Here is a 24,587-nt window from a genome sequence, read left to right as displayed (position 1 = left end):
AATGAGTTATAAAGATTATATAAGAGAAGAAAAACTACCTTTGATGTGGTGTAAAGGCTGTAGTCACGGGATAACCCTGGCTTCCATAGCAAGAGCTATGGACACGCTAAAACTTGACCCGGAAAAAACAGTCGTGGTAACAGGAATCGGCTGCTGGGGAAAAAGTGATGATTATTTTAGAACTCACGTATTTCATGGTACACATGGGCGAGCCCTATCCTTTGCGACAGGGATAAAAATACCAAAAGAAGAGCTTAAAGTCCTTGTCTTAATGGGAGATGGTGATGGAACTACTATTGGAGGTAACCACTTCCTCCATACTGCAAGAAGAAATATTGACATGACAGCTATCGTTACAAATAACTTTAACTATGGTATGACTGGAGGTCAGTATTCATCTACCTCGCCTGAGGGCAGCATAACCTCCACATCAAAATATGGAACAGCAGAAAAGAGCATAGATATCTGCGACTTAGCTATAACTTCAGGTGCAACTTATGTAGGTCGCTCTACACCTTACCATGTTAAACAGATGGACAATTTAATCGCAGAAGCTGTTGATCACAAAGGATTTTCTATGGTGGAAGTAACATCTCTATGCCCTACCTATTATGGTAGATATAACTACAGGGCAAATTCTGTGGACATGATGAAAATGATGAAAGATCAGGGTGTCAAAAAGAGTAAATACGACGAGCTTGATGAAAGCAAGAAAAAAGAGTGCTTCCCGATTGGCAAGCTTCATCAAGTTGAAGAAGAAGATTTCAATACCAAATACAAAAAAGTGAAAGAATCTATTAATTAGAGGTGATGGTAAATGGGACAAAACTGGCAAGTGGTAATTGGAGGTGAAGGAGGACAGGGCCTTGTTGTGGCCGGAGTGCTTCTTGGCGAAGCAGCTATTGAAGACGGCAAAAAAGCAGCCCAAACTGCTTCATACGGAATTGCTTCAAGAGGAGGCTTTACCAAATCCGAGGTAGTTGTTGATGATAACGAAATCCAGTACCCAGCCGTAGACGAGCCAAACCTGGTTTTGGCCCTAACAGAAGAAGCGCTGAAAAAATACTATAAAAAAGTACCAGAAGATTGCCTGATAGTTTATGATAGCAGTTTTGTTAAAGACACCTATGAAGGAGAAAATGTTCTTGGACTACCTCTAGCCAAAAAAGTAAGAGATGAAAAAGCAAATAACCTTAATCTACCATTAAATGTTATGAGCCTTGGTGCCTTAATTGCCAAAAGCGGAATTGTCAAAAAAGAATCCCTAGAGAAAGCGCTAGAAGGTAGATTTGCCAAGAAAATGGATGTGAATAGAAAAGCAGTGGAACTAGGAATGGAATTAGTTAAATTAACAATAAATTAAATTAACCAAAAACTAAGGAGGCATATTACAATGGCTAAACCAGAATTAGAATTTTTTGATCACGACATCAGTATTGGCTGGAGACAGGTTGAGGGTGCAGAAGAAGGCATTATCGAAAAGATCTTAAGCCATGACCCAGAAACAGGAGACTACAGCAGACTTCTTAAATTTCCTCCGGGACTAGTTACAAGTGACTTATTAGTACACGACTTTTGGGAAGAAGTTTATATTCTAAAAGGTTCGCTAAAAGACCTTAACAAAAAAGAAGTTTATACAGAAGGAATGTATGCTTGTAGACCTCCGGGAATGAAGCACGGTCCTTATGAGATTCCTGAAGGATGTATGACTTTAGAGTTGAGATATTATAAGTAGGAGGAGCTGTTAACCATGATTAAGGTAGCTACCCTGCAGCTTAGTTTTACCGATGAGCAGAGTAAAGAAGATAGAATAGAATATGCTTTTAAAAAAATGGACGAAAACAAAGACGCCGACTTAATACTACTTCCAGAGATGTGGAATATTGGCTTCTTTGCTTTTGACAGGTTTAAAGAAGAAAGTGAAAAGCTTGATGGCTTTACCATTAGTGAAATCTCGAAAAAAGCTAAAGAAATTGACTCCTATGTACTGGCGGGCAGCATAGTAGAAGCCCGCCAGGATGGATATTATAATACCAGCGTAATGATTGACAATGAAGGAAAGCCTTTAGGTAATTACAGCAAAATGCACTTATTTAGCTACGGTTCAAAAGAAGCAGAAATCCTAAAAAACGGTGACAAAGTAGAAGTAATTGAGACAGACATCGGGAACTTTGGTCTTAACATCTGCTATGACCTTAGATTTCCAGAAATTTTTCGAGCAATGATGAGAAAAGGTGCAGAATTTTTCTTAAATGTATCTGCCTGGCCTTTCCCCCGCTTGGCAAACTGGACTGCCCTAAACCAGGCAAGAGCTATAGAAAATGTTTGCTATATGCTCTCATGTAACTGTGCAGGCATTAACAGAGGAAAGCAATTTTTGGGCCACAGTATGGTGGTAGATCCCTGGGGAGTAGTGCTGGCATCAACTGACGAAAGAGAAAGAATCATAAGGATAGAAATAGATAGGGAAAAAGTACACGAGATAAGAAAAGAATTTCCCCAGTTAAACGATATAGTACTTTAGATAGTACTATAGCTAAAACAAACTATACAGCAAAACAACTTACAAGATTTACAGCTAGTTATAAAGCAGCGAACATGCTACTATATACTGTAGTATATACGCTACTATAGACTTTAGTGAGCATTGAATGAGAGGGAGGGAAAAGAATTTGAGCACACTTGAATTTTTAATGAAAGATAATTACGGCGAAAATCATGAAGAAATATTAATATATGAAGTTAAAAAAATGTTAAACGGTGGTTTTACCGGTAGGAATCAGGAAGAGGTCCAAAAACACGTAGATGAATTAAAAGCAAAAGGTATCGGAGCACCAGATGAAACACCCTGCTTTTTCCCGGTATTTAGAGACCTTATTACCCAGGATAGTATTATTGATTGCCTTAGTGATAGTGGTCATACTCCTGAGGCCGAGTTTGTGATGTTATGCACACAAGATGATCTTTATATTACTGTGGGAAGTGACCATACAGACAGAGATTTAGAAAAAGACAGCATCCCAAAAGCAAAGCAAATCTATCCAAATATTGTTGGACAAAAGGTCTGGAAGTATTCCGAGATCAAAGAACACTGGGATGATATAGAGCTAAAAAGCTGGATAAAAGACCCTGATAGTGGAGAAATTATTTTGTTCCAGGACGCCCTGTTATCTGCGATGTTAACACCAGACGATCTATTAGAAGAAGCCAAAAAGACAGCAGAAATAGACAGCCTAGACGGCCTTGTGATCCTATCTGGAACAGTTGCCGCAAACAAACAGATTAATTACACATCATACTTCAAAGTTCAATTAGTGGACAAGAAATTAGGCAGAGAAATCACCTGTGAATACGAAATGAACCCAATCAGCAGCTGGTTCAAAAAGGACTTAGACTAAAGAAAGATTTACAAAATTAAAAAGGAGTGAATTGTAAAATGAGTAAAGTTGATTTAAGCTCAGACTTTTGCGGTGTTAAATTTAAAAACCCTGTAGTTATAGCTTCAGCGACACCAAGTAAAAACGCTGAATATATGAAAAAATGTGTAGATTCAGGAGCCGGTGGAATTATTGCAAAGACTGTGAGCCCAGAGCCCCTTTTGCAAAAATATGTTTCTCCAAGGTTTACAGTTCTTCAAAAAGACAGTTGGCCAAAGAACTATTCTAACTATTCATGTGAATTTTTGGCGACTTATGACGTTGATAGCTGGATGGACGAAATGAAAGTTGCCAAAGAACACTGTGAAAAAGAAGATGTAAAGCTTGTGGGCAGTATATCCGGTACAGATATGGATAGCTGGTCAGACATGGCCAAAAAAATGCAGGATACAGGAGTGGACATGCTTGAGCTAAATTTTGGCTGTCCTCACCCAAGAGATCTTGGATATAAGAGTGGTCAGGTTCTTGGTAGTTCTCCTGATGCGGCAAAAGAAGTTGCCAAGCTGGTTGCAGATTCAGTTGACATTCCTGTGATTATTAAGTTAACTCCTGATGGTGTCAACCCGGTTGATGTTGCACAAAAAGTTAAAGAGGCAGGAGCCGATGCTGTAACAGCAATTAATAGATTTACTGCATTAGAAATCGATATTGATAGTGGCCGTCCTCTTCTTCATGGAACTTATGCCGGAGTGAATGGCCCCTGGATGAGGCCTATTACTCTAAGATGGATAGCCAAGATTGCACAGGATGTAGGTATCCCGATTTCTGCGACTAATGGAATCAAAACCTGGAAGGACATGGTTAAGTGTATTATGGTTGGTGCATCTAATGTACAAACCTGTACTGCTCTAATGTATGGCAAGAAGCAGTTTGGTCATGTTCAGGAATTTATCGAAGGTATCGAAAACTTCATGGTAGAAAAAGGTTATGCTTCAATCGATGAGATGAAAGGGATAACTCTACCTCAAATTATGAAGTGGGATGATGTAGATAGAGATAGCCGTAGTTATGCTTATGTTAACAAAGAAGACTGCATAGGGTGTGGAATGTGCCCAAGCTGGTGCTTCTATGATGCTATAACTGTAGACAAAGACGAAGAATCAGGCAAGAAAAAGGCTGATGTTGACCAGAACAAATGTGACGGTTGCGGTCTTTGTGTATCATTGTGTCCGCAGAATGCCATGTATATGGAAGGAGAGGCACCAGTATATCTAGGTGATTTTGAATAGAGGATTTATTTCTAATCAAATTAAAAAGCCCGACTAGTTGTTAGTTGGGCTTTAATTGTCAAAAATAATAACAGGCGTTAAAAAATTGAACAACGCATGCTAAACAAGCAATGTTAAAAGTTATTGGTCGTACTAAATTATGTAATTATTGATACTTTGTATCTTTATCAAATCGCCTTTTCGTCAGATTTGAAAAACTTTTCTTACAATTTAATTTAAATTTAACTCTAGCTTTTGAAGTTTTGGCATACAAATTGCATGTATTATTAAACAACTAAAAGATTTATAGCGGGCCTAGTGGGTTGAAAATTCAAATTAACTTAACTAAAGGAGGAAAAAAAATGAGCGACAAACTTTTTAACGAGATTTATGAGGCGATAGCTGATCTAGATGAGGATAAGTTAAATGAACTTACTGATCAAGCAATAAGTGATGAAGTCGAAATTATCGAAGCAGTTGAGAAAGCTTATACTCCGGGGATCAAAACTGTCGGGGAAAAATATGAATCGGGCGAATTTTTCCTACCAGAACTGATTTTGGCTGGTGATATAGTCAAAGCTGCAATTACCAAGCTCGAAGACCAGCTTTCTGGAAGCTCTGGCAGGAAAAAAGGTAAGTTTTTAATTGGAACAGTTGAGGGAGATATCCATGATATAGGTAAAGACCTTGTTGCAACCATGATTTCTACAAGAGATATTGAAGTTATCGACATTGGTGTAGACTGCCCACCTGACAAATTTATAGATGCGGCACTAGAGAACGAAGTGGACATTATCGGTGCGTCCTGTCTACTAACAATGACTGCTCCAGAGTTACCTAAGTTAGAAGAAAAGCTTCGCGAAAGAGGTGTAAGAGATCAGTTTTACTTTGTAGTAGGAGGAGCTCCTATAGAAAAAGATTGGGCTTTGGAAATTGGTGCTGACGGTTATGCAGAAGACCTTCAGGAAGCTGCAGAACTTGCCGTATCTATCCTAAATAAAATAAAGGAAGGGAGTGATAAGTAGTGAAACCTTCGCTCCAGTATCTATCACAAGAAGAAGTAGAGCAGATCCACGAAACAGCTCTTGACCTCTTAGAAAATACCGGGATGAGAATGCCTTATGACGTAGCACAAGATTATTTTAAGAATGCTGGCTGCAAAGTAGAAGATGATATAGTTTATGTAAATAGAGACGTTGTAAAAAAAGCATTGGAAACTCTTCCAGGTAGAGATAATATAACTCTATATGCTAGAGACGAAAAATACGATATAAATTTCGAAAAAGATTCCCCAGCCCTTGCAGCAATGGTCGAAGCAACCCAGGTACTAGATATGGATTCAGGCAAAAAACGCCCTGCAACTAATGAAGACCTTGCAATCATGTCATCAATACTACAAAGACTTGACAATGTATCCCTTGCAAGCCCACCTGTAACTCCTCAGGATGTACCTCAGGATATTACTGACTGGTACACCTGGGCTACAAGTCTTAGCTACACTACAAAACACATTACAGGGCCTGCCCCGGGGAAAAAGAGTGTCCAGGACACAATCAAGATGGCCTCTATTGCTGCTGGAAGTGAGGAAGAATTCCTTGAGCGTCCATTCTTGTCATTTTGGATTCTTACAACACCACCTATGAAAACAGAACAGCTAACCCTTGAAGCGTTAATCGAAGCAAGCAAATACAAAATCCCATTGATTGTAAGTTCTGGCCCAATAACAGGTGTAACTGCTCCTGTTACAATTGCTGGAAGTGCTGCTATGGCTCATGCAGAGATCTTATCCTGCTTAACCCTTTCACAGCTGGTTAACCCAGGTGCTCCGGCAATATATACAAGCTTTGCCAGGAGCTTTGACATGAAGACGGGTAACATCTCTATGGCCAGTCCAGAATTTGCTATCCTTAAGGTTTGCTTAGGTCAAATGGGAGATTATCTAGGGCTTCCGACAAGAATGCCAGCAATGCTAAGAGACTCCAAAGTGGTTGATGCTCAAGCAGGATTTGAGACAGGTATCACCGGGATGGCAAGTGGCCTTGCTGCTGACATTATGGATGGAATGCAGCTTGATATGGACAAAGTAGTAGACTATGCCGACTTTGTTTACTGTGATGAATGTATGGCTCAGGTCAAACGCCTTGCAAGGCCTGTAGATGTTAATGAGAAAACCCTGGCTAAAGATGTTGTTTTTGAAAATGGCCAGGATGGCAACTACCTGCGTGCTTCCCATACTGTCAAAAACTTTAGAAAAGAGATCTGGATGCCAAAGCTATTTGAACGTCGTACCTGGACTCCCTGGGAAGATGATGGAGCAATGACCATTAGGGAGAAAGCTCTCAAAAAGACTAAAGAGATGGTAGAAGAAGGAGTAGAACCAGTTTTAGATTCTGAATCAAGAGAAAAGTTGGAAGAAATAGCCCGTCAGGGTGGAGAAGAGTAATCAATTTAATTCCCCCTAAGGAGGGAGAAAAATGGCTGAAGAAAAAAATGTTAAGAATGAAATGTTAAAAGATGTAGATTGGCCGGTTTTTATAACCAGTGGAGGCTTTTTGGTTGTTTTTGTTATCGCTGCATTAATTAGCATTGATTCAGTTTCAGCATTCGTAAATACTACTTTTGACTGGAGTGCAACTTACTTTGGCGCTATCTTTCAGGCCCTTTGTTTCTTAACAGTAGTGATTGCTTTTGGTCTTGCAATATCCAAATATGGCTCTGTAAAGCTTGGGGGTAATGTAAAACCTGAGATAGGGACTTTTTCCTGGGTATGTATGATTATGATGACTCTACTGGCCGGCGGAGGGATTTTCTGGTCGGCGGCAGAGCCTATTTATCACTTTACAGATGTGCCTCCATTCTTTAGCGGTATTGAGGCAGGAAGTGCTGAGGCAGTAGAACCAGCTCTGTCAGCAAGCTTTTTGCACTGGGGATTTAATGCCTGGGCAATACTTGCAACTTTAACTACAGTTGTTTTGATGTATGCTTATCACGTAAAAGGTTTACCTCTAAAACCACGTTCCATGCTATACCCGGTCCTTGGGGAAAAAGGTGTTATGGGCCCCTGGGGTAGCGTGGCTGACATTGTTGCCATCGTAGCTGTAGCTGCAGGTACAATTGGTCCGATTGGTTTTCTTGGACTTCAGATGAGTTACATGTTAGAGCATACTTTAGGAGTGCCAAATGTATTTTTAACTCAGCTAGGCATTTTGGTTGTCTTAGTAGGAATATATACACTATCAGCAGTTACAGGACTATATAAAGGAATTAGATTTTTAAGTAGATTTAATGTTATAGCAGCATTTGTTTTAGTAGGTCTAGTACTATTAGTTGGACCAGCCGGATTTATAATTGATAGCTTTTTAGGTTCTTTTGGTAGTCATGTAAGAGATTTTGTTCCAATGACTCTTTATCGTGGGGACGGGGGCTGGCTTAGCTGGTGGACAGTATTTTTCTTTGCCTGGTTCTTAGGTTATGGCCCTATGATGGGACTATTTGTTGCAAGAATCTCCAAAGGAAGAACAATTAGAGAGCTTGTAACAGGTGTAGGAATTATAGCACCTATAGCAACAATGTTCTGGTTTACAACTCTAGGCGGAAGCGGAATCTTTTTCGAACTAAATAATCCAGGAATTATCTCTGAGCCACTCTTTGACGCAGGATTACCAGCCGCACTACTTCATATAGCACTAGAACTACCTCTAAGCATGATAATTGTCCCGTTAATAATGGTACTACTGGTGTCTTTCTTAGCAACAACTGGTGACTCAATGGCCTTTACAATGTCTATCGTTGTTAGTGGAAAGGAAAACCCATACGCTCCAATCAGAATATTCTGGGCAATTATTATGGGTGCAGTAGCTGCCATCTTGATTATGATTGGTGAAGGTGGTATAGAAGCACTCCAAAACTTCATTGTATTTACAGCAGTACCTGTATCACTACTTCTTATCCCAATGCTTTGGGGAGGCCCAATCCTTGCAAAGAGAATGCACAAAATGCAGTTCCCGCATATGTACAAGCCTGAAGAGCTTGAAGAAGATGACAAAGCTGAACCTACAACTGAAGCAAGTCCAGGTTCAGAAAATGCATAGAAATTGCTTTACCACCTCCTGTAAGATTTAGCAGCTCTTTTTCAACAAAACAGCCTGGCTATTAAAAATTGAATAGTCAGGCTGTTTTTGTAAATTATATTGTCATTATATCGACATGTTGTTAAAAAAGAAAACAATCTTGTTTAATTAATTAACGAGAACGCCTTTGTTAAATTAAAAATGTTGATAACAGTGGTATTTGATAAATTGGCATATAAATTGCAATATGTATATTGCAATATGTATTTTAATAAGAAGTAATGAAGTAATACTGTAAAGATATTGTTTGTTAAGCAGATTTTGTTTTATTAGGTATATTAGATCTCGTTATATTAGATAAGCTAGTTTATGATAATTTATTATCAATAGTCAAGAAGGAGTGAATAACTTGAAAAACTTTGATTACTTTGAGCCTTCAACTTTGGAAGAAGCTTTAAAATTAAAAAAGAATACGGAGAAAATGCAAAATTCTTGGCTGGTGGGACTGATCTATTCGTACAGATGAGAGATCATAAAATTACACCGCAGTACTTGATTGATCTAAAGAATATAAGTGAGCTAGAAAAGATCGAAGAAGAAGAAAACGCAGTAAGAATAGGTTCTAGAGCGACCATTACACAGCTAAAAGACACCAAACTTATTAGAGATTATTTTCCTTCATTAAGTAAAGCAGCTAGCTGCCACGGCTCAGAGCAGGTAAGGAACTTAGCTACAGTAGGGGGTAACTTGTGTAATGCAGCCCCATCAAACGAAACCAGTCCTCCACTAATCACTTTAGATGCAGAGCTTTTACTAATTAATGAAGCCGGTACGAAAAGAACAGTACTTTTGAAAGATTTTATCACAGGACCATCTAAAACTCAGATAGAGCAGGACGAAATTTTGCACTCTATAATTGTTCCAAAATGGACAAACGGTAATGTTTTGACAGATTATGAAAGATATTCAACCAGAAATCAGATGGATATAGCACTGGCAAGCGCATCAGTATTACTTCAACTAGATGAAAATAATGAAAAAATATTAAAAGCTAACATTGCATTAGGAGGAGTTGCTCCAACCCCAATGTGCCTACCAGAAGAGTTAGAAAAGGAACTAGAGGGTAAAACACTAACAGAAGATAACATTGAAAAAATAGCCAATCGAGCGGCCACAAGCTGTAATCCTTCTGGTAGGCGTACCCCTGTAGAATATAGACGCCAAATAATAAATGTACTAGTAGCTAGAATACTAAGGGGTATGCAAAATAAGCTCCTGAAAGTCTAATTCTACAAATTTTTAGTTCGATTTAATCTGATGATAAGCAATAACAGATGAGGGGAGAGTATTTAATGTTTAAAATTGTGACCTTACATGTTAATGGAAAAACTTTTGAATTAAATGTTAAGCCCAATGCTACCCTCCTTCAAGTTTTGAGAGATGAACTTGGCTTAACGGGAACCAAAGAAGGATGTGGAACGGGAGAATGCGGTGCTTGTACAGTACTTTTGGACGGTAAACCGGTTACATCGTGTCTTGTACTTGCTGTTCAGGCTAATAATAGAAAGATCACTACCATTGAAGGAATTGCAACAAGTGAAGAAGAACTTCACCCTGTTCAAAGGACTCTTGTTGAGCACGGAGCTATCCAGTGCGGGTACTGTACCCCGGGTGTGGTAATGAGGTCAATAACCTTAGTAGAAAAGCCAGAAGCTTCTTCCTTTACTAAAGATGATATAAGAGATGAAATGTCAGGTAACTTGTGTCGCTGTACCGGATATCAAAAGATAGTTGAAGCTATCTATAATTATATTCAAGACAAGAACAAAAATGAAACTCCTGAAGGGAGGGGAGTTTAGACAATGACTGAAGATACCAAAAAGGATTATAACATCATTGGAAAAAGCCTTCCCCAGTATGATGCAGCAGAAAAAGCCATGGGAAAGGCCAAATATGTGGATGACATTAATTTAGGAAAAGTCTATCACGGTAAGATCTTAAGAAGCACTGTAGCTCATGCCAAAATAAAATCAATCGATGTAGAAGAAGCCCAAAAAGTCCCTGGTGTCAAAGGCATCTTCACAGGAAAAGATGTACCTGATAACAAGTTTGGCCCTATGGTAAAAGATTGGGAAATCCTTGCAAAAGACAGGGTAAGATTTATTGGTGATGAGGTAGCAGTTGTGATAGCAATTGATGAAGAGACTGCAGATACAGCCCTAGAAAAGATAAAAGTAGACTACGAAGAACTGCCGGCGGTTTTTGACCCGGAAGAGGCTTTTGAAGAAGATGCTCCAGCTATACATGAAGAACAGGAGAGAAATGTTACGTCAACCTTTGAGGTTGAAAGAGGTGACGTTGACGGGGCATACGAAGAAGCTGATTATATCTATGAAGACGTATTCTATGCGGGAACACTATATCATGCACATCTAGAAACCCAAAGAGGTATCGCTGTACCAGAAGTTGATAACAGGATTACCCTTTATCTATCAATTCAGGTGCCATCGATGGCAAGGCTTCGCTATGCAGAAGCCCTTAACATGGACCCAGATGACATTAGAATCGTAAAGCCTCACGTTGGAGGAGGGTTTGGGGCCAAATTTGAGTACAAGTCCCACATTATTGCAGCTTTTGCAGCCAGAGAACTAGGCATACCCGTTAAAATAATAAATACTAGAGAAGAAGATTTTATCGCCTCAAACCCAAGAGTGCCCATGAGAATCTATCTAAAAGTAGCATTTAATAAAGATGGCAAGATAACTGCCAAAGAAACCAAACTATTTGCAGGAAACGGTGCAAGGACTGTATATGCACCTGCCATTATGAAAACTGCCTGCTACAGGCTTGACTCAATGTACAAGCTAGAGAATGTAAGAACCAAAGGTTACTCAGTCTATACAAATACTGTGCCTACAAGCTGTTATAGAGGCTTTGGTAACTCACAGATGCACTTTGCCTTTGAACAGGCCATGGATGTTGCAGCAGAAGAACTTGATATAGGACCAGACCAAATAAGACTTATAAACGCTATCGAGAGCGGCGAAACATCAGTGCACGGTTGGAAAGTTAACACCTGCGGTCTGCCTGAATGTGTGGATACAGTTGTTAAGGAAAGTGACTTTAATAGAAAAAGAGAAGAATACAAAAATCAACCTGAAGGTACCAAAAAACGTGGAATTGGCCTTGCAGTATGTAACCACGTATCAGGAAACAGGCCCTTCTATCCACCTTTTGAGGGTTCTTCAGCAATTCTGAAGATCTCCCCGGGTGGGAAAGTAAAGATTCATACAGGAGAAGCAGAGATAGGCCAGGGTATGAATACCACTTTTGCCCAGATTGCAGCAGAGGTCCTTGGACTTCCATTAAAAGATGTCAAAACAGAAATCATTGATACAGATGTAGGGCCTTTTGGGTGTGGTACCTTTGCCTCTAGAGCAACGACCCTTGGAGGTAACGCTGTTCTAGACGGTGCCAAAAAAGCTAAGGAGATTATTCTTGACTATGCCTCAAAGTGTACAGAAGTTCCAGCAGCAGTTATGGATATAAAAGATGGCAAAATTATCGACAAGAACAATTCAAAGGAGATAATATCCTTTGCCGAGGTCTGCGAGAAAGCTTTCTTTGAACGTGGTGCAGTACCGATAACCGTCAAAGGAACCTATATTCCTGATACTGTTATGCCAGATGAGGCTAACTATGGTAATGTTTCACCGGCTTATCCTTTCGGGTGTCATATAGTAGAGGTTGAAGTAGATACAGAAACCGGGAAAGTAGCCCTTCTTAACTACTGGGCAGCTCACGATGTGGGAACAGCTCTTAACCCCCTATCCCTTGAAGGACAGATAGAAGGTGGAGTAGCAAACGCCATGGGTTGGACCCTTAGCGAAAAGATGAGAATGTCTGACGGTGAGATCCTAAACCCCAATCTTTTGGATTACAAGGTGCCAACATCTGCCGATGTTAATTACAATATCAACACCTATCTAATTGAAACTAACGAACCAAATGGGCCTTTCGGGGCAAAAGGAATTGGAGAACCTGCCAAAAACCCCGGTGCACCAGCTATTGCAAACGCCATATATAATGCTACTGGTTTAAGGTTAAAAGAGATTCCGTTCATGCCAGAGCAGTTATACTTTGAGTTAAAAAACAATGACAAAAAGTAAAGATATAAAGAAAACTATAAAGCAAAATCAAAAGCAAACAGATCTAAATATTAGAATTTGTGAGAAAGAAGAGAATGAGTAAGCATTTAACGTAAAGTATTGGACCCTATAGAAGATTCAAGGGGTCCAATACTTTTAATTACACACAGTCGAAAAGGCAGAGTGATTTCAAATGAATCTATACAAAAAAATTATAATAATGGCAATATGCGCTGGTATACTGGTTTCATCTACAATGTTTAATTTTTCTGGCCTTGATCAGCCGGGTATGATGATGATAGCAATTTCTTTAGTTGCTGCCCTGTTGTGGGGTACCGAGATTATTGCGATCCCAATCACCGGGCTTACAATAATATTTTTGCAGTCTACACTTGGGATTTTGCCACTGGAAGAAGCCCTTTCATATATTGCCAGTCCTGTTAACTCACTGATACTTGTAGGTTTTGTACTTGCATCTGCCCTTAAAAAGTATGATTTGGACAGAGACTTAAGTATAAAGATGATAAAGCTTGCTGGAACAAGGACAAGCACTCTTTTATTTTGTATGATGGTAGCTGTAGCAGTCCTATCGATGTGGATTGCTAATACATCGACTACGGCAATAATGATACCTATTGCTGTGAAAATGCTGCAGATGATAAAAGGTAATGCAGAAAATATAGGCAAGGCTTTTATCATTGGGATAGCTTATGCCGGATCTATCGGGGGGATTGCAACCCCTATAGGAACAACTCCTAACCCTATTACCATAGGGTTTTTACAGGATATGGCCGATATACACTTGAATTTTTTGGATTGGATTTTTATTGGGTTACCCTTTGTAATTCTTCTGATACCGGGAGCCTGGTTTATTTTGTTAAAACTATTCCCGCCTGAGACTGAAGAAGTAGAAGTAGGATTTTTGGAAGAAGAAGGAGACGGCAAAAAACCAAAAGGTATGTACAATTTTTTGGCTATCTTTGCCCTTATTATTACCCTGTGGCTTCTTGATTCAATCTGGACAATGCCAAACAACTGGATCTATATAGTATCACTTCTAGGGGTATTATTACTTCACTTCCCAATAGTAGGTGTACTCAACTGGAAAGAAACCACCTTAGATGTGGACTGGGGAGTTATAATACTTATAGGTGGAGGGCTTTCCCTTGGGAATGGCCTTCAAGCAACAGGTGTAATAGACTGGTTTGTTGAGATCTTGATGGGAGTTATTGGAGATTTCTCAGTTTATTGGATTGGAGTAATTATAGTTATTATCACAGGACTTAGCCTTTTGGTATTTTGCAGTATTACTGCTACCTCAACAGCTTTTGTTCCTATAGCGATAAGTATGGCATTTCAGCTTGGAGTTAACCCGGTAATATTAGCTGCAGCAGCAGGTGTTGCCTCATCTTTTGCATTTTTCTTGCCGGCTAATACACCACCTAATGCTATAGCGTACAGTTCAGGTTACTTCGAGACAAAAGACATGATGAAGGCAGGAGCAATTCTCTTAGTCCTATCTATCTTAGTGTTTTTATTTATATCTGCTACACTGTGGAATTTTATATTTTAAAAAATGAACAACTGAACAAGAATAGTTTAAAAGATAGCCTGGATTTTTGGAGTCTAATATGCTCCTTAAACCAGGCTACTTTTTTTTACAAAACAGTAAGCTCGTTATATTTTCCTCTATAGTTATTTAAGAAAAGTTCTTCTACCCTTCCCTGGTTATCAAGTTTGTTCTTAACAATTTCCACCTTTTTGTAGAGGCTTTTGTTCTTAAGGTCTTTGAGGGAGCCATATAACCCGAGCCTTCTTCCTATACAGAAATTGTCTCTATCTTCCTTTGACAGCTCAAAATATTCATCGATCTTGGCTATCATTTTTTCCTTGTCTTCAGGGAGTTTCCCTTCCACTTCTTCAAGAAGATTTAGTATGTGATCGCTTATGACATAGCTATCTACATTCAAAGATGTAAGTAATAGCCTTTCTTCTAGAAGGATCTTATCATCTCCCTGCAGGGTTAGGTTGCCGTCAGTTACTTTCTGTAATAAAGGCACACCATCCCTGAGCCCAAGGGTTCTAATTCTGATGAAGTGAGGGTTAATGGAGTTAAGGACTTTTGCAGTATCTAAGATATGATCTCTACTCCATTCTCTGCCACCAAGCCCAAGTATAACGTATTCACAGAGGATCAAACCTGCTTCTATGGCTTTTTTTCCTCCTTCAATATGTTCTTCTGATGTAGCCCCTTTGTTGACATACTCGAGAAGTTTGTCGTGGCCAGTTTCTAGGCCAATGTGAACCTCTGTAAGTCCAGCGCTTTTTAGTTTTTTCAACTCTTCTAGGGACTTACTTGCAATTGTTCTTGATTTTGAGTAGGTAGATATACCTTTGACCCCGGGGAAGAATTCTTTAATAGTTGTGATAATTTGGTGCAAGTCGTCTGTATCCATTATAAGATTATCGCTATCCTGCAAGAATACCCTCTTTGCTCCTCCATAAAGCCACAAAGCAAGCTTTGACAAACCAGGGTGTTTTCTTTGGATCTCTTCCACTACTTCCATGGTGATCTCAGAACTTCCGAATTTATCAACTGCAAAGTTTCTAATTTTGTTTTCCCCTTCTTTAATCTCGTGCAGATCTTCTATCACTTCTTCTATTGATCTAATATTGAACTCTTTATCTTTATAGGTGGGGCAAAATAGGCATTTGTTCCAATGACAGTTTCTAGTAACTCTGATCAAAAGGCTTTTTGTTTCGTGTGGTGGTCTGATTGGTCCTTGTTCAAAATTTACTTTCACTGGTCCTCCCCCCTTCTTATTCTTTCTCCTAAGTTCATTTTATCACATTTAGAAAGTTTCAAATAGGAGTTTTCAGTTTTTTCTTTATTTTTAACCGTTCAAATTTTTAACATCTGTGAAATTTTAAAACAAAATATATAACCATCAAATCATCCCTCGGTTAGCAAAAAAATAATCATAATGCCAACCTTTGCATTAAAATATTTTTGGCATAAATATTGCATAAAATTAAGATGATTAAAAAGTTTTAGTAACTGAAAAGCAAAACTGATAAGCAAAACTTAAGAAAATAGGAATTTGCTGACAGTGGGTAAATAATTTTCTTTAATTAAAAAAACTTAAAATGAAAAGAAAAACTTAAAATTCAAAAAGGAGTGGATTGATGTGCTTATAGTTGGTGAAAAGATTAACACCAGTAGAAAATCCGTCAAAGAAGCTGTGGAAAAAAGAGACGCAGAGTTCATTAAAAACCTTGCAAAAGAACAGGCAGAGAGTGGGGCAGATTACATCGATGTAAACTGTGGTACCTTTATCAATGATGAACCTGAAATTATGGAGTGGATGGTAAAAGAGATTCAAACTGCTGTTGACAACCCCCTCTGCATTGACAGCCCAAGTCCAAATGCAATAGAAGCAGGGCTAAAGCATCACAAGAACGGACAGGCTATGGTTAATTCAATAAGCGGTGAAAAAGAACGCTATGATGCAATAAAGCCTTTAGTAACCAAATACGGCTGTAAAATTATTTCTCTTTGTATGGATGATGACGGAATACCAAAAGATGCTAAAAAAAGATTTGACTGTGCCAAGGCAGTTATCGATGGCCTAAAAGAAGAAGGGGTTAAAGAAGATGACATCTACATTGACCCTCTAATTCAGCCTATTAGCACAGACACCAAGAATGGCCCTTCAGTACTTGAGACTATTACTAGCATCCATGAATATTACGATGAAGTTCATACTATGTGTGGGCTAAGTAATGTGTCCTACGGCCTTCCAAACAGAAAGATTCTAAATCAGACCTTTATGATAATGTGTATGACGGTAGGCCTTGATGGGGTAATCCTTGACCCTACAGACAAAAAGATGATGGCACAGTTTACTTCAGCCAAATCATTATTAGACAAAGACAAGTTCTGTAAAGATTATCTAAAAGCCCACAGAAAAGGGATCTTAGAAGTATAAGCGTCGAATGTAAATTATCAGTTCATACTACCGGAGCGAAAGCCCTCCATGTCCAAAGTGACAAATTTGAACCCAAGTTCTTTTAGGCTTTTTGTTATTTTGTCCTTGTCTTCAAGGATTTTGTCAAATTCAGAAGATAAAATTTCTATTCTGGCTATACTGTCGTGATGGCGAACCCTGAACTGCTTGTAACCAAGGCTTTCTAATAAGTCTTCTGCTTTTTCGACTGAGGTTATCTTATCTTTTGTTATCTCTTCCCCGTAGGGAAACCTTGAAGAAAGACATGCCATGGCGGGCTTGTTCCAGGTGGGAAGATCCAGTGTTTTTGACATTTTTCTAATATCATCTTTAGTTAACATAGCCTCCTGAAGGGGGCTTTTGACGCCATGTTTTTTGGCAGCTTTCATGCCAGGCCTGTGATCACCTATATCATCATAATTAGAGCCGTCCAATACATGAGATAAGTTATTTTCTTTAGCTATCTGCCACAAGCTCTCAAACAGCTCATTTTTGCAGTAGAAACATCTATCCTTTGGATTTTTTCTAAAACCATCTACCTGTAGCTCATTGGTATAGATGATCTTATGTTTACTGCCTATTTTTTCGCACAGGTCTTTTGCTTTATTAAGCTCTCTTTCAGGGATGGTCTCTGAAGCAGAGGTTACGGCAAGAACTTTGCCAGTACCTAATACATCAAAACAGACCTTAAGTAGAAAAGTGCTGTCAACACCCCCAGAAAAAGCAACAACAGCGCCGTCTGTCATATCTTTGATGATATTTTTAAGATGTGAGAATTTTTTGTTTAATGATTTGTCAGCCAACCTTATATCCTCCTTTAACCTAAGGCAATATAGGAGTATTTTATCATAGATTAACAAACACCTTAAGCAGTTTTTGACTAAATAGCAGATATTGTTTTGTTTATCTATTGATAAAATTGCTTTCATAGTGCTAATAGTGATATTATTGAAAATACACTTTGAACAAAATAGAGTTGGAGGTGATTTGGTATGGATCAGAGATCATTAAAAGAGCTTCTAAATGAAGTAAAAAATGGTGAAACAGAAGTCGAAAAAGCTCTTATGGCTTTAAAAAATTTGGATTTTGAAGACCTTGGATATGCCAAAGTTGATCATCACCGCTGCGTTAGGACAGGCTTTCCCGAGGTGATTTACTGCGAAGGAAAGACAATAGATCAGGTGGTAGAAATATTTAGGAGGCTTTATCAAAATAACAAAAAAGTACTTGCCACAAGGGCCTCAGAAGAAATTTATCATGCCATAAAAGAAAAGATGCCTGAGGTAAGATACAATGATCTTGCAAAGACTATTATCTATGATGGTTCTTTGGATGGTTCTTTGGACGAAAAAGATGAAGATAAAGTTCAAGAAGATATAGTTAAAGAAGAAAAAGCTCAAGAAGATAAAGGCTTGATAGTAATAACTGCAGCAGGTACCTCGGATATTCCTGTTGCTGAAGAAGCGTATGAAACAGCAAAAATCATGGGTAACAGGGTAGAAAAACTCTATGACGTGGGAGTGGCAGGGCTTCACAGGCTATTATCAAACCAGGACCTTTTGTATGAAGCAAAAGTCGTAGTAGTTGTTGCAGGTATGGAAGGTGCCCTTGCAAGTGTAGTAGGTGGGCTTGTAGAAGCGCCTATCATTGCGTGTCCCACAAGTGTAGGTTATGGAGCAAGTTTTGGCGGGATAAGTGCCCTTCTAACCATGCTTAACAGCTGTGCAGCGGGAGTTAGTGTGGTAAATATAGATAACGGCTTTGGTGCCGGGTATTCTGCTAGTCTAATTAACAAAACAGTTTCATGACAAAACAGTTTGATAAAAAAGTATCATAATTAAACTCTAATGCTAAAATAATGAAAAATATAGCTTTAATCTTCTAAAGGGTTTTTTGGCTTAATTGTTTAAATTATATCGAGTAATTGTTTTTATGTAATTATTATGAGAGTTCTTATATGTGATTCTTATGTGATTTTTGGTTACTATTATTACAGCATTAGAGTGGAGGTTATTAATCTTATGGATGTCAGGGAGATCATTTTTGAAAATGTAAAAAATGAGACGGTGAAAGCCGAAATAAAAGCAGATAATAAAGGGTTGATAGCAGGTGCAGATGGGATAAAAGAAAAACTAGAGAATTTGGACCTAGAATTATCTCACTTTGTAAAAGATGGTGAAGAGGTAGAAAAAGGTGATGTTGTAGTTTCATTTACTGCAAAGCCTACAGTTGTAATGGAAGTTAAAGAAATAATAATTTCTACCCTATCAAAACCATCGGGTGCTGCTTTTAAGGCGTATGAGGCTTCTCTAGAAGCTAGCTCTAGGGTGAAGATAACATCTAGTGCATGGGAGAAGATGCCCATTGAAGTAAAAGATAGGTTTAAAAATGCTATAGAAACTGGAGGCATATCTAGCACTATATCAAAAAAACCTTATGTATGGGTCGATAATAGTCTAGTCAAAATCTTTGACGGCATATACCCTGCTCTTAAATCTGTAACTCCACTTAAAGAAAAAGGCTATCAAATAGTTTTTCAGACAACTGGCGAAATAAAAGAAATATATGAAGAAGTAAAAGAAGCATCAGAGGGTGGAGCAGACATCTTGATGGTTGATACCGGAAGCGTAGAAGATGCAATTAAAGTCATTTATTGTTTGAATGAACTTAATATGCGTTGCCACAAAAAAGTAGGTTTTTCTGGAAGTATAAATATAAAGGATATATCGAAATATGCTAGCTATGGAATAGACATCCTTGATATCAAAGACAAAATTATAGATTCTCCTCCTTTGGATCTCAAAATGGAGATAATAAAATAGCTTAAGGCATGTAATATTAATATCAAGATAATATTAAGTTGAAATGTGAAAAAGGAGCGATTGCAATTGGATGATAATAAAGTAGTCTTTGAGTACTTGCATCATTGTTTAGAAAACAACAAGCCTGCTGTCCTGGCTACTGTTACCCACTCCAAGGGTTCAACCCCTGCCAGAATAGGGGCCAAAATGATAGTGTTTGAAGATGGTGGCACAAAAGGCACGATAGGTGGAGGTGCTCTTGAGGCAAGGATAATAGAAGAGGCCAAAAAAGTATTAGAGACAAAAGAAGCTAAATTTGTCCACTATGATCTAAATGAAAAGGATGCAGAAGCTCTAGGCATGGTATGTGGCGGCGAAGTAAGCTTATTTGTTGAGCCTATATTGACTGCTCCAAAACTTGTAATAGTTGGTGCAGGCCATATCTCTCAGTGCATCTCCCACTATACAAAACTATTAGATTTTGAAACGGTTGTTATAGATGACAGAAAAGAATTTGCTTCAAGAGAAAAATTCCCCGATGCGGATAATATAATAGCAGATGACATCGAAAAAGCCCTTGAAGAGATAAATATAAACAGTGCTACCTATGTAGTACTTGTCACCAGGGGACACAAACATGACCAGATAGCTCTAGAAAAAGTCATCAACAAAGATGCCAAGTATATCGGGATGATAGGCAGCAAAAGGAAGATAAAAGTAATATTTGATAACCTAAAGCAAAAAGGAATCCCACAGGAAAGACTAGATCAAGTCTATGCCCCTATAGGCCTAGATATAGGTGGGGATAGACCTTCTGAGATTGCAGTAAGTATAGTGGCCCAGCTGATCAAAGTTAGATACAAAGGCGAAGAAAAAGAATAAAAAAAGGAAAAAGAAGAAAAGCAGGTGAGAACTAAAATGTCACATGGGTTGATTTTGATAAGAGGCGGGGGAGACCTTGCTAGTGGAGTGGCGTACAGGCTTTTTAGGGCCGGACTGAAGGTGGTGCTAGTTGAGACCCAAAGGCCCACAGTAGTTAGAAGGACGGTATCTTTTGCCCAGGCGGCATATGATGATATAACAGAAGTAGAAGGTATTACCTGCCAAAAAGTCAGCTATGAAGAAACCACAAATCTAGATACGACGTATAAAGATGCAGATGCGGTGGACTTAGATTCAGTGTATGATAATTCAATATATGGCGAAGTATATCAAGTAATTGATAGAGGTCAAATACCTCTTCTGATAGATCCTAAGCTAAAATCTTTGACCGGGCTAAAACCAGATGTACTAATAGAAGCAACTATTACAAAGAAAAACACCGGCATCACAAAAGATATGGCAAACACTGTGATAGCCCTTGGACCTGGTTATAAAGCAGGAGAAGATGTGGACTGTGTGATAGAAACTTCTAGAGGCCATTATCTTGGTAGGGTGATATATGAGGGACAGGCAAAGCCAAATACTGGAGTGCCGGGGAATATAGATGGATATACCACAGAAAGACTGCTTCGGGCTCCCTGCAAAGGTGAATTTAGAAGTAAGCTTATTATAGGAGATATTGTAAAAGAAGGCGAAATTGTAGGTTATGTAGATGATACACCAGTTGAGGCCGGGATAGATGGGATGATAAGAGGACTTCTGCAAAACGGCCTTAGAGTAAAAGAAAACATGAAGCTTGGGGATATTGATCCAAGGAAAAATATAGACCACTGTTATACAATCTCTGACAAAGCCCTTGCAGTAGCCGGTGGAGCCTTAGAGGCAGTACTTGCTAATTCTTCAAAATAGCTGAATTTGTGGCTTGATTAATTCTCCAGAAAAGCTTAGAATATATATAATGGAAGTTTTTTAAAAAATTAAATAAAATCAAATGCAATGCTAGGGGTGCCCATTTGGGCTGAGAGTAGACCCTTTAACCTGATCCGGGTAGTACCGGCGGAGGGAAGCATTTAATAGACCACCAGTCTTTTTTGGCTGTCTTTTATGCTTTTCTAGGCAGGCTTAATGCAGTGTAGTGTATGCTATTAAGTCCTGCGTCAGGTGAAGGCTAGCCAAAGGGGATTGGTGGTTTTTTTATTTGTTTAGCATACATACTAACGAATAGCTAGGATTTGCTAAAAACCGCGCAAATCAAAAGCTATCTTATAGTATGTATGCTAAACTGCCCAAACCCCGTGTTTATGACATGCAGCCGAACAATTGGCACTGACTGGAAGAAGCCCTCGCAAATCAAAAGCTATCTTATAGTATGTATGCTAAACTGCCCAAACCCCGTGTTTATGACATGCAGCTGAACAATTAGCACTAATTGGGAGAAGCTAAATGAGTTTTGCTAAAAGTTTCGCTAAATCAAAAGTTGTTTTATAGTATGTAAGCTATGCCACGAGCAGATAACTTGTGGTATGCATTTGAACAAACAATTCAAATAGGAGAGTGATGTTTGGTATGTTATTGTTGGAAAAAGCTAAACGAGGGGAGATCACTAAGGAGATGGAGAAGGTAGCAAAGATTGAAAGGGTTGATGTAGAAAAGTTAAGAGAGGGGATCGCCAGAGGAAAGATAGTCATCCCATATAATAATAGGCGCGGGTCTAAGATAAATACAAATGTACCTGAGATAGAACCAAAGGGTATAGGGGAAGGCCTTACTGTCAAAGTTAATGCAAATATAGGAACTTCTGAAGCCCTATCTAGTATAGACACAGAGCTTAGAAAGCTTGATGCGGCTGTAGAAGGTGGGGCAGATGCTGTGATGGATCTTAGTACTGGATATGATATAGACAAAACAAGAAAACAAGTCATCGCCCAAAGCTCTATCCCGGTTGGTGGTGTGCCAGTTTATCAAACTGCGACAGAACTTAGAAGAAAAGAAAAACCACTTGTAGAGATGAACACAGAAGATATCTTTGATGTTATAAGAAGACAGTCCGAGGATGGGATGGATTTTGTCACAGTTCACTGTGGTCTTACACTGTCTGGAATAGAAAGGTTAAAACAGCAGGGAAGAATCTGTGACATAGTAAGCAGGGGAGGTGCAATGCTCACTGGCTGGATGGTTCATAACCAGAAGGAAAACCCTCTCTATGAGGAGTATGATAAGCTTCTTGACATAGCTAGAGAATATGACCTTACATTAAGCCTTGGTGATGGACTGCGTCCGGGTTCAGTCCTAGATGCAACTGATAGGGCGCAGATACAAGAACTTTTAGTACTAGGTGAACTTGTTGATAGGGCACGAGAAGCAGATGTTCAGGTGATGGTAGAAGGGCCTGGTCATGTGAAGTTTAACAGGATAAGAACCAACATGGAGATTGCAAAAGAACTCTGCAATGATGCGCCTTTTTATGTACTTGGGCCTCTTGTTACTGACATTGCTCCGGGTTATGATCATATAACATCAGCAGTAGGTGGCACACTGGCAGCGGTTTCTGGAGCGGATTTTCTCTGCTATGTTACCCCGACAGAACACCTTGGACTTCCCGGGGAAAAAGAAGTTAAAGAAGGAGTAGTAGCAAGCAAAATAGCAGCTCACGCAGCCGACATATCTCTTGGGAATGAATATTCCTTAGAAAGAGACAGGCAGATGAGTATAGCAAGAAAAGAGCTAAACTGGGAAAAGCAGGTTGAACTATCACTAGACCCAGAAAGAGCAAAACAAATTAAAAAAGATACAAATCCCCAAAAAGATAAAGATACTGAAGATAAAGATTCAGAAGATAAAAGCACAGGCGAAGAATGCAGCATGTGTGGCCAATACTGTGCCATGAAGATAGCAGATGAAGCTCTGAAATAGATTCGAATCAGACAATATTGTTCATTATTTAAACAATATTTAAACAATGTTAAAAATTTTGATACTTGAATTTTGGAATTGGATATAAATTAAATTATAGAAGACCCTGAAATATATGGATGGATAGGGTCTTCTTTTTATTTTGGCATAAAAATTGCACTTGATATAAATTGGATGATTATGTTTAAAAACTAACTAGAATTATATCCGAAATAATAAGATCCGTTTATATTAATTTAAAAATTTAGGGGGGAAGTTGTCAAAATGTCAGTTATTAACTGCAAAAATAAGCTAGATTGTATGGTGAATATCGGTGAGTTGATCAGGGATACCATGCCTGATGATGCTGCAGTTGCTGTTGTTGAAGCAGGGGAGAAGACCTTTGTGGCATATTTTCCGGGAAATAATATTGATCATGGCACAAGAAAAGGAGACGGGGTACCTGAGAAGTCTGGACTTTATCAAGCAATTAAACAGGGAAAGAATATCATGCAAAAATTCGACAGTGAAAAATTCGGCTTTCCATATATCAGCTCTGCTTCTCCAATAAAAGATGAAAACAACGAAATAATAGGAAGTATATCCATCACCAAAAACTTAGAAAAGCAAGAGAAAATATATAACATGTCAAGTGAACTGTCAGATTCAGTTTCTAAGATAATGGATGCAGTGGAGACGATATCTGGTGAATCAGAAGAGCTAGCATCTACAGGAAGTGAGCTCTCAAATTATGCAGAAGAACTTAATACCAAAGTCGAAGAAACTGATGACATCCTGCAGGTGGTTAGAAATGTTACAGACCAGACAAACCTCCTTGGCCTAAACGCAGCCATTGAAGCTGCAAGACTTGGTGATGAAGGTCGAGGATTTGGTGTGGTTGCTGAAGAGATCCGAAAGTTAGCTGACAATACAAATGATTCCCTAAAAAAGATTGAAGAAGTACTCTCTACCTTAAAAGAAAGTGATGATAATGTTAACGAGGGCGTCAACAATATTGAAAAAGTAACAACCCAGCAGGCAAACGAACTTCAATCCATCTCAGAGACAATAAAGAACTTAGAAGATATGTCAAAATCCCTTGTAGACTTTGCCAAAAACCTTACTTAATTAAAATTTGCTAA

The 24,587-nt window shown here is 38.7% G+C and carries 22 protein-coding genes and 1 riboswitch; of the genes, 20 read left to right on the top strand and 2 right to left on the bottom strand.

All coding sequences use genetic code 11. From position 1 onward, the window contains the following. The first annotated feature begins 1 nt into the window (after position 1). The 13 genes from ACONDI_RS12030 to ACONDI_RS11970 all read left to right on the top strand — a co-directional run bounded on the left by ACONDI_RS12030 (position 2) and on the right by ACONDI_RS11970 (position 14,436). On the top strand, positions 2–805 hold the full coding sequence (locus ACONDI_RS12030; RefSeq protein WP_241078793.1) for a thiamine pyrophosphate-dependent enzyme: 804 nt from the start codon (positions 2–4) through the stop codon (positions 803–805). Between the two features lie 12 nt (positions 806–817). Next, positions 818–1,363, top strand: coding sequence for a 2-oxoacid:acceptor oxidoreductase family protein (locus ACONDI_RS12025; RefSeq protein WP_241078792.1), 546 nt, complete (start codon positions 818–820; stop codon positions 1,361–1,363). 30 nt (positions 1,364–1,393) lie between these two features. Next, the gene (locus ACONDI_RS12020) at positions 1,394–1,735 is read left to right on the top strand and encodes a cupin domain-containing protein (RefSeq protein WP_241078791.1); all 342 of its coding nucleotides are present in this window, start codon (positions 1,394–1,396) and stop codon (positions 1,733–1,735) included. Between the two features lie 15 nt (positions 1,736–1,750). Next, positions 1,751–2,524, top strand: coding sequence for a nitrilase-related carbon-nitrogen hydrolase (locus tag ACONDI_RS12015; RefSeq protein ID WP_241078790.1), 774 nt, complete (start codon positions 1,751–1,753; stop codon positions 2,522–2,524). Between the two features lie 148 nt (positions 2,525–2,672). Next, entirely contained in the window at positions 2,673–3,398 is a 726-nt protein-coding gene (locus ACONDI_RS12010) for a DUF2848 family protein (RefSeq protein ID WP_241078789.1), read from the top strand. Positions 3,399–3,436: 38 nt separating this feature from the next. Further along, positions 3,437–4,666, top strand: a complete 1,230-nt coding sequence (locus ACONDI_RS12005; RefSeq protein ID WP_241078788.1) for a tRNA-dihydrouridine synthase — start codon at positions 3,437–3,439, stop codon at positions 4,664–4,666. A 341-nt stretch (positions 4,667–5,007) separates the two neighbouring features. Continuing rightward, positions 5,008–5,670 (top strand): cobalamin B12-binding domain-containing protein, encoded by a 663-nt coding sequence (locus ACONDI_RS12000; protein WP_241078787.1) that lies wholly within the window; start codon positions 5,008–5,010, stop codon positions 5,668–5,670. Further along, positions 5,670–7,088 (top strand): trimethylamine methyltransferase family protein, encoded by a 1,419-nt coding sequence (locus tag ACONDI_RS11995; protein WP_241078786.1) that lies wholly within the window; start codon positions 5,670–5,672, stop codon positions 7,086–7,088. The genes ACONDI_RS12000 and ACONDI_RS11995 overlap by 1 nt, the downstream gene beginning before the upstream one ends. 31 nt (positions 7,089–7,119) lie before the next feature. After that, complete coding sequence (locus ACONDI_RS11990; RefSeq protein WP_241078785.1) at positions 7,120–8,736, top strand: BCCT family transporter; 1,617 nt, start codon at positions 7,120–7,122, stop codon at positions 8,734–8,736. A gap of 438 nt (positions 8,737–9,174) precedes the next feature. After that, positions 9,175–10,002 carry an FAD binding domain-containing protein gene (locus tag ACONDI_RS11985; RefSeq protein WP_277397856.1) on the top strand — a complete coding sequence of 276 codons (828 nt, stop codon included), beginning with the start codon at positions 9,175–9,177 and terminating at the stop codon, positions 10,000–10,002. A 65-nt stretch (positions 10,003–10,067) separates the two neighbouring features. Beyond that, positions 10,068–10,574 carry a (2Fe-2S)-binding protein gene (locus tag ACONDI_RS11980; protein ID WP_241078783.1) on the top strand — a complete coding sequence of 169 codons (507 nt, stop codon included), beginning with the start codon at positions 10,068–10,070 and terminating at the stop codon, positions 10,572–10,574. A 3-nt stretch (positions 10,575–10,577) separates the two neighbouring features. Then, complete coding sequence (locus tag ACONDI_RS11975) at positions 10,578–12,884, top strand: xanthine dehydrogenase family protein molybdopterin-binding subunit (RefSeq protein ID WP_241078782.1); 2,307 nt, start codon at positions 10,578–10,580, stop codon at positions 12,882–12,884. Positions 12,885–13,056: 172 nt separating this feature from the next. Continuing rightward, on the top strand, positions 13,057–14,436 hold the full coding sequence (locus ACONDI_RS11970) for an SLC13 family permease (RefSeq protein ID WP_241078781.1): 1,380 nt from the start codon (positions 13,057–13,059) through the stop codon (positions 14,434–14,436). 85 nt (positions 14,437–14,521) lie between these two features. Here the strand turns inward: ACONDI_RS11970 and ACONDI_RS11965 are convergent, their stop codons facing one another. Then, entirely contained in the window at positions 14,522–15,667 is a 1,146-nt protein-coding gene (locus ACONDI_RS11965; protein WP_241078780.1) for a radical SAM protein, read from the bottom strand. A gap of 384 nt (positions 15,668–16,051) precedes the next feature. Between ACONDI_RS11965 and ACONDI_RS11960 the strand changes: the two genes are divergently transcribed. After that, a complete protein-coding gene (locus ACONDI_RS11960) occupies positions 16,052–16,852 on the top strand; it encodes a methyltetrahydrofolate cobalamin methyltransferase (protein ID WP_241078779.1) in 801 nt (266 codons plus the stop codon). Between the two features lie 17 nt (positions 16,853–16,869). On the opposite strand, the gene larE is transcribed toward ACONDI_RS11960, so the two are convergent. Beyond that, on the bottom strand, positions 16,870–17,673 hold the full coding sequence (gene larE / locus ACONDI_RS11955; RefSeq protein WP_241078778.1) for an ATP-dependent sacrificial sulfur transferase LarE: 804 nt from the start codon (positions 17,671–17,673) through the stop codon (positions 16,870–16,872). 189 nt (positions 17,674–17,862) lie between these two features. Here larE and larB point away from each other — a divergent pair, with 189 nt between their 5' ends. The 6 genes from larB (at position 17,863) to ACONDI_RS11925 (ending at position 24,573) form a co-directional block, all read left to right on the top strand. Further along, on the top strand, positions 17,863–18,678 hold the full coding sequence (larB, locus tag ACONDI_RS11950; protein WP_241078777.1) for a nickel pincer cofactor biosynthesis protein LarB: 816 nt from the start codon (positions 17,863–17,865) through the stop codon (positions 18,676–18,678). 213 nt (positions 18,679–18,891) lie between these two features. Next, positions 18,892–19,692, top strand: coding sequence for a beta/alpha barrel domain-containing protein (locus tag ACONDI_RS11945; protein WP_241078776.1), 801 nt, complete (start codon positions 18,892–18,894; stop codon positions 19,690–19,692). Positions 19,693–19,758: 66 nt separating this feature from the next. Continuing rightward, on the top strand, positions 19,759–20,553 hold the full coding sequence (locus tag ACONDI_RS11940; RefSeq protein WP_241078775.1) for an XdhC family protein: 795 nt from the start codon (positions 19,759–19,761) through the stop codon (positions 20,551–20,553). Positions 20,554–20,589: 36 nt separating this feature from the next. Next, complete coding sequence (gene yqeB / locus ACONDI_RS11935; protein ID WP_241078774.1) at positions 20,590–21,462, top strand: selenium-dependent molybdenum cofactor biosynthesis protein YqeB; 873 nt, start codon at positions 20,590–20,592, stop codon at positions 21,460–21,462. An 82-nt stretch (positions 21,463–21,544) separates the two neighbouring features. Then, positions 21,545–21,635, top strand: a riboswitch (TPP riboswitch). A gap of 484 nt (positions 21,636–22,119) precedes the next feature. Then, positions 22,120–23,466 carry a phosphomethylpyrimidine synthase ThiC gene (gene thiC / locus ACONDI_RS11930; RefSeq protein WP_241078773.1) on the top strand — a complete coding sequence of 449 codons (1,347 nt, stop codon included), beginning with the start codon at positions 22,120–22,122 and terminating at the stop codon, positions 23,464–23,466. A gap of 264 nt (positions 23,467–23,730) precedes the next feature. Beyond that, the gene (locus ACONDI_RS11925) at positions 23,731–24,573 is read left to right on the top strand and encodes a methyl-accepting chemotaxis protein (RefSeq protein ID WP_241078772.1); all 843 of its coding nucleotides are present in this window, start codon (positions 23,731–23,733) and stop codon (positions 24,571–24,573) included. Positions 24,574–24,587 lie beyond the last annotated feature (14 nt).

It is taken from the genome of Natranaerofaba carboxydovora (genome assembly GCF_022539405.1).
GTDB classification, from domain to species: domain Bacteria; phylum Bacillota; class Natranaerobiia; order Natranaerobiales; family Natranaerofabaceae; genus Natranaerofaba; species Natranaerofaba carboxydovora.
This window is presented reverse-complemented; position numbering and strand designations above follow the sequence as displayed.

Bases quoted from the DNA above. Each gene is read 5' to 3' on its own strand.
- ACONDI_RS12030 (WP_241078793.1), top strand. From the start codon at position 2: ATGAGTTATAAAGATTATATAAGAGAAGAAAAACTACCTTTGATGTGG.
- ACONDI_RS11970 (WP_241078781.1), top strand. From the start codon at position 13,057: ATGAATCTATACAAAAAAATTATAATAATGGCAATATGCGCTGGTATA.
- ACONDI_RS12000 (WP_241078787.1), top strand. From the start codon at position 5,008: ATGAGCGACAAACTTTTTAACGAGATTTATGAGGCGATAGCTGATCTA.
- larB (WP_241078777.1), top strand. From the start codon at position 17,863: ATGGATCAGAGATCATTAAAAGAGCTTCTAAATGAAGTAAAAAATGGT.
- ACONDI_RS12025 (WP_241078792.1), top strand. From the start codon at position 818: ATGGGACAAAACTGGCAAGTGGTAATTGGAGGTGAAGGAGGACAGGGC.
- ACONDI_RS12020 (WP_241078791.1), top strand. From the start codon at position 1,394: ATGGCTAAACCAGAATTAGAATTTTTTGATCACGACATCAGTATTGGC.
- ACONDI_RS11925 (WP_241078772.1), top strand. From the start codon at position 23,731: ATGTCAGTTATTAACTGCAAAAATAAGCTAGATTGTATGGTGAATATC.
- ACONDI_RS11990 (WP_241078785.1), top strand. From the start codon at position 7,120: ATGGCTGAAGAAAAAAATGTTAAGAATGAAATGTTAAAAGATGTAGAT.
- ACONDI_RS11975 (WP_241078782.1), top strand. From the start codon at position 10,578: ATGACTGAAGATACCAAAAAGGATTATAACATCATTGGAAAAAGCCTT.
- yqeB (WP_241078774.1), top strand. From the start codon at position 20,590: ATGTCACATGGGTTGATTTTGATAAGAGGCGGGGGAGACCTTGCTAGT.
- thiC (WP_241078773.1), top strand. From the start codon at position 22,120: ATGTTATTGTTGGAAAAAGCTAAACGAGGGGAGATCACTAAGGAGATG.
- ACONDI_RS11980 (WP_241078783.1), top strand. From the start codon at position 10,068: ATGTTTAAAATTGTGACCTTACATGTTAATGGAAAAACTTTTGAATTA.
- ACONDI_RS12005 (WP_241078788.1), top strand. From the start codon at position 3,437: ATGAGTAAAGTTGATTTAAGCTCAGACTTTTGCGGTGTTAAATTTAAA.
- ACONDI_RS12015 (WP_241078790.1), top strand. From the start codon at position 1,751: ATGATTAAGGTAGCTACCCTGCAGCTTAGTTTTACCGATGAGCAGAGT.
- ACONDI_RS11945 (WP_241078776.1), top strand. From the start codon at position 18,892: ATGGATGTCAGGGAGATCATTTTTGAAAATGTAAAAAATGAGACGGTG.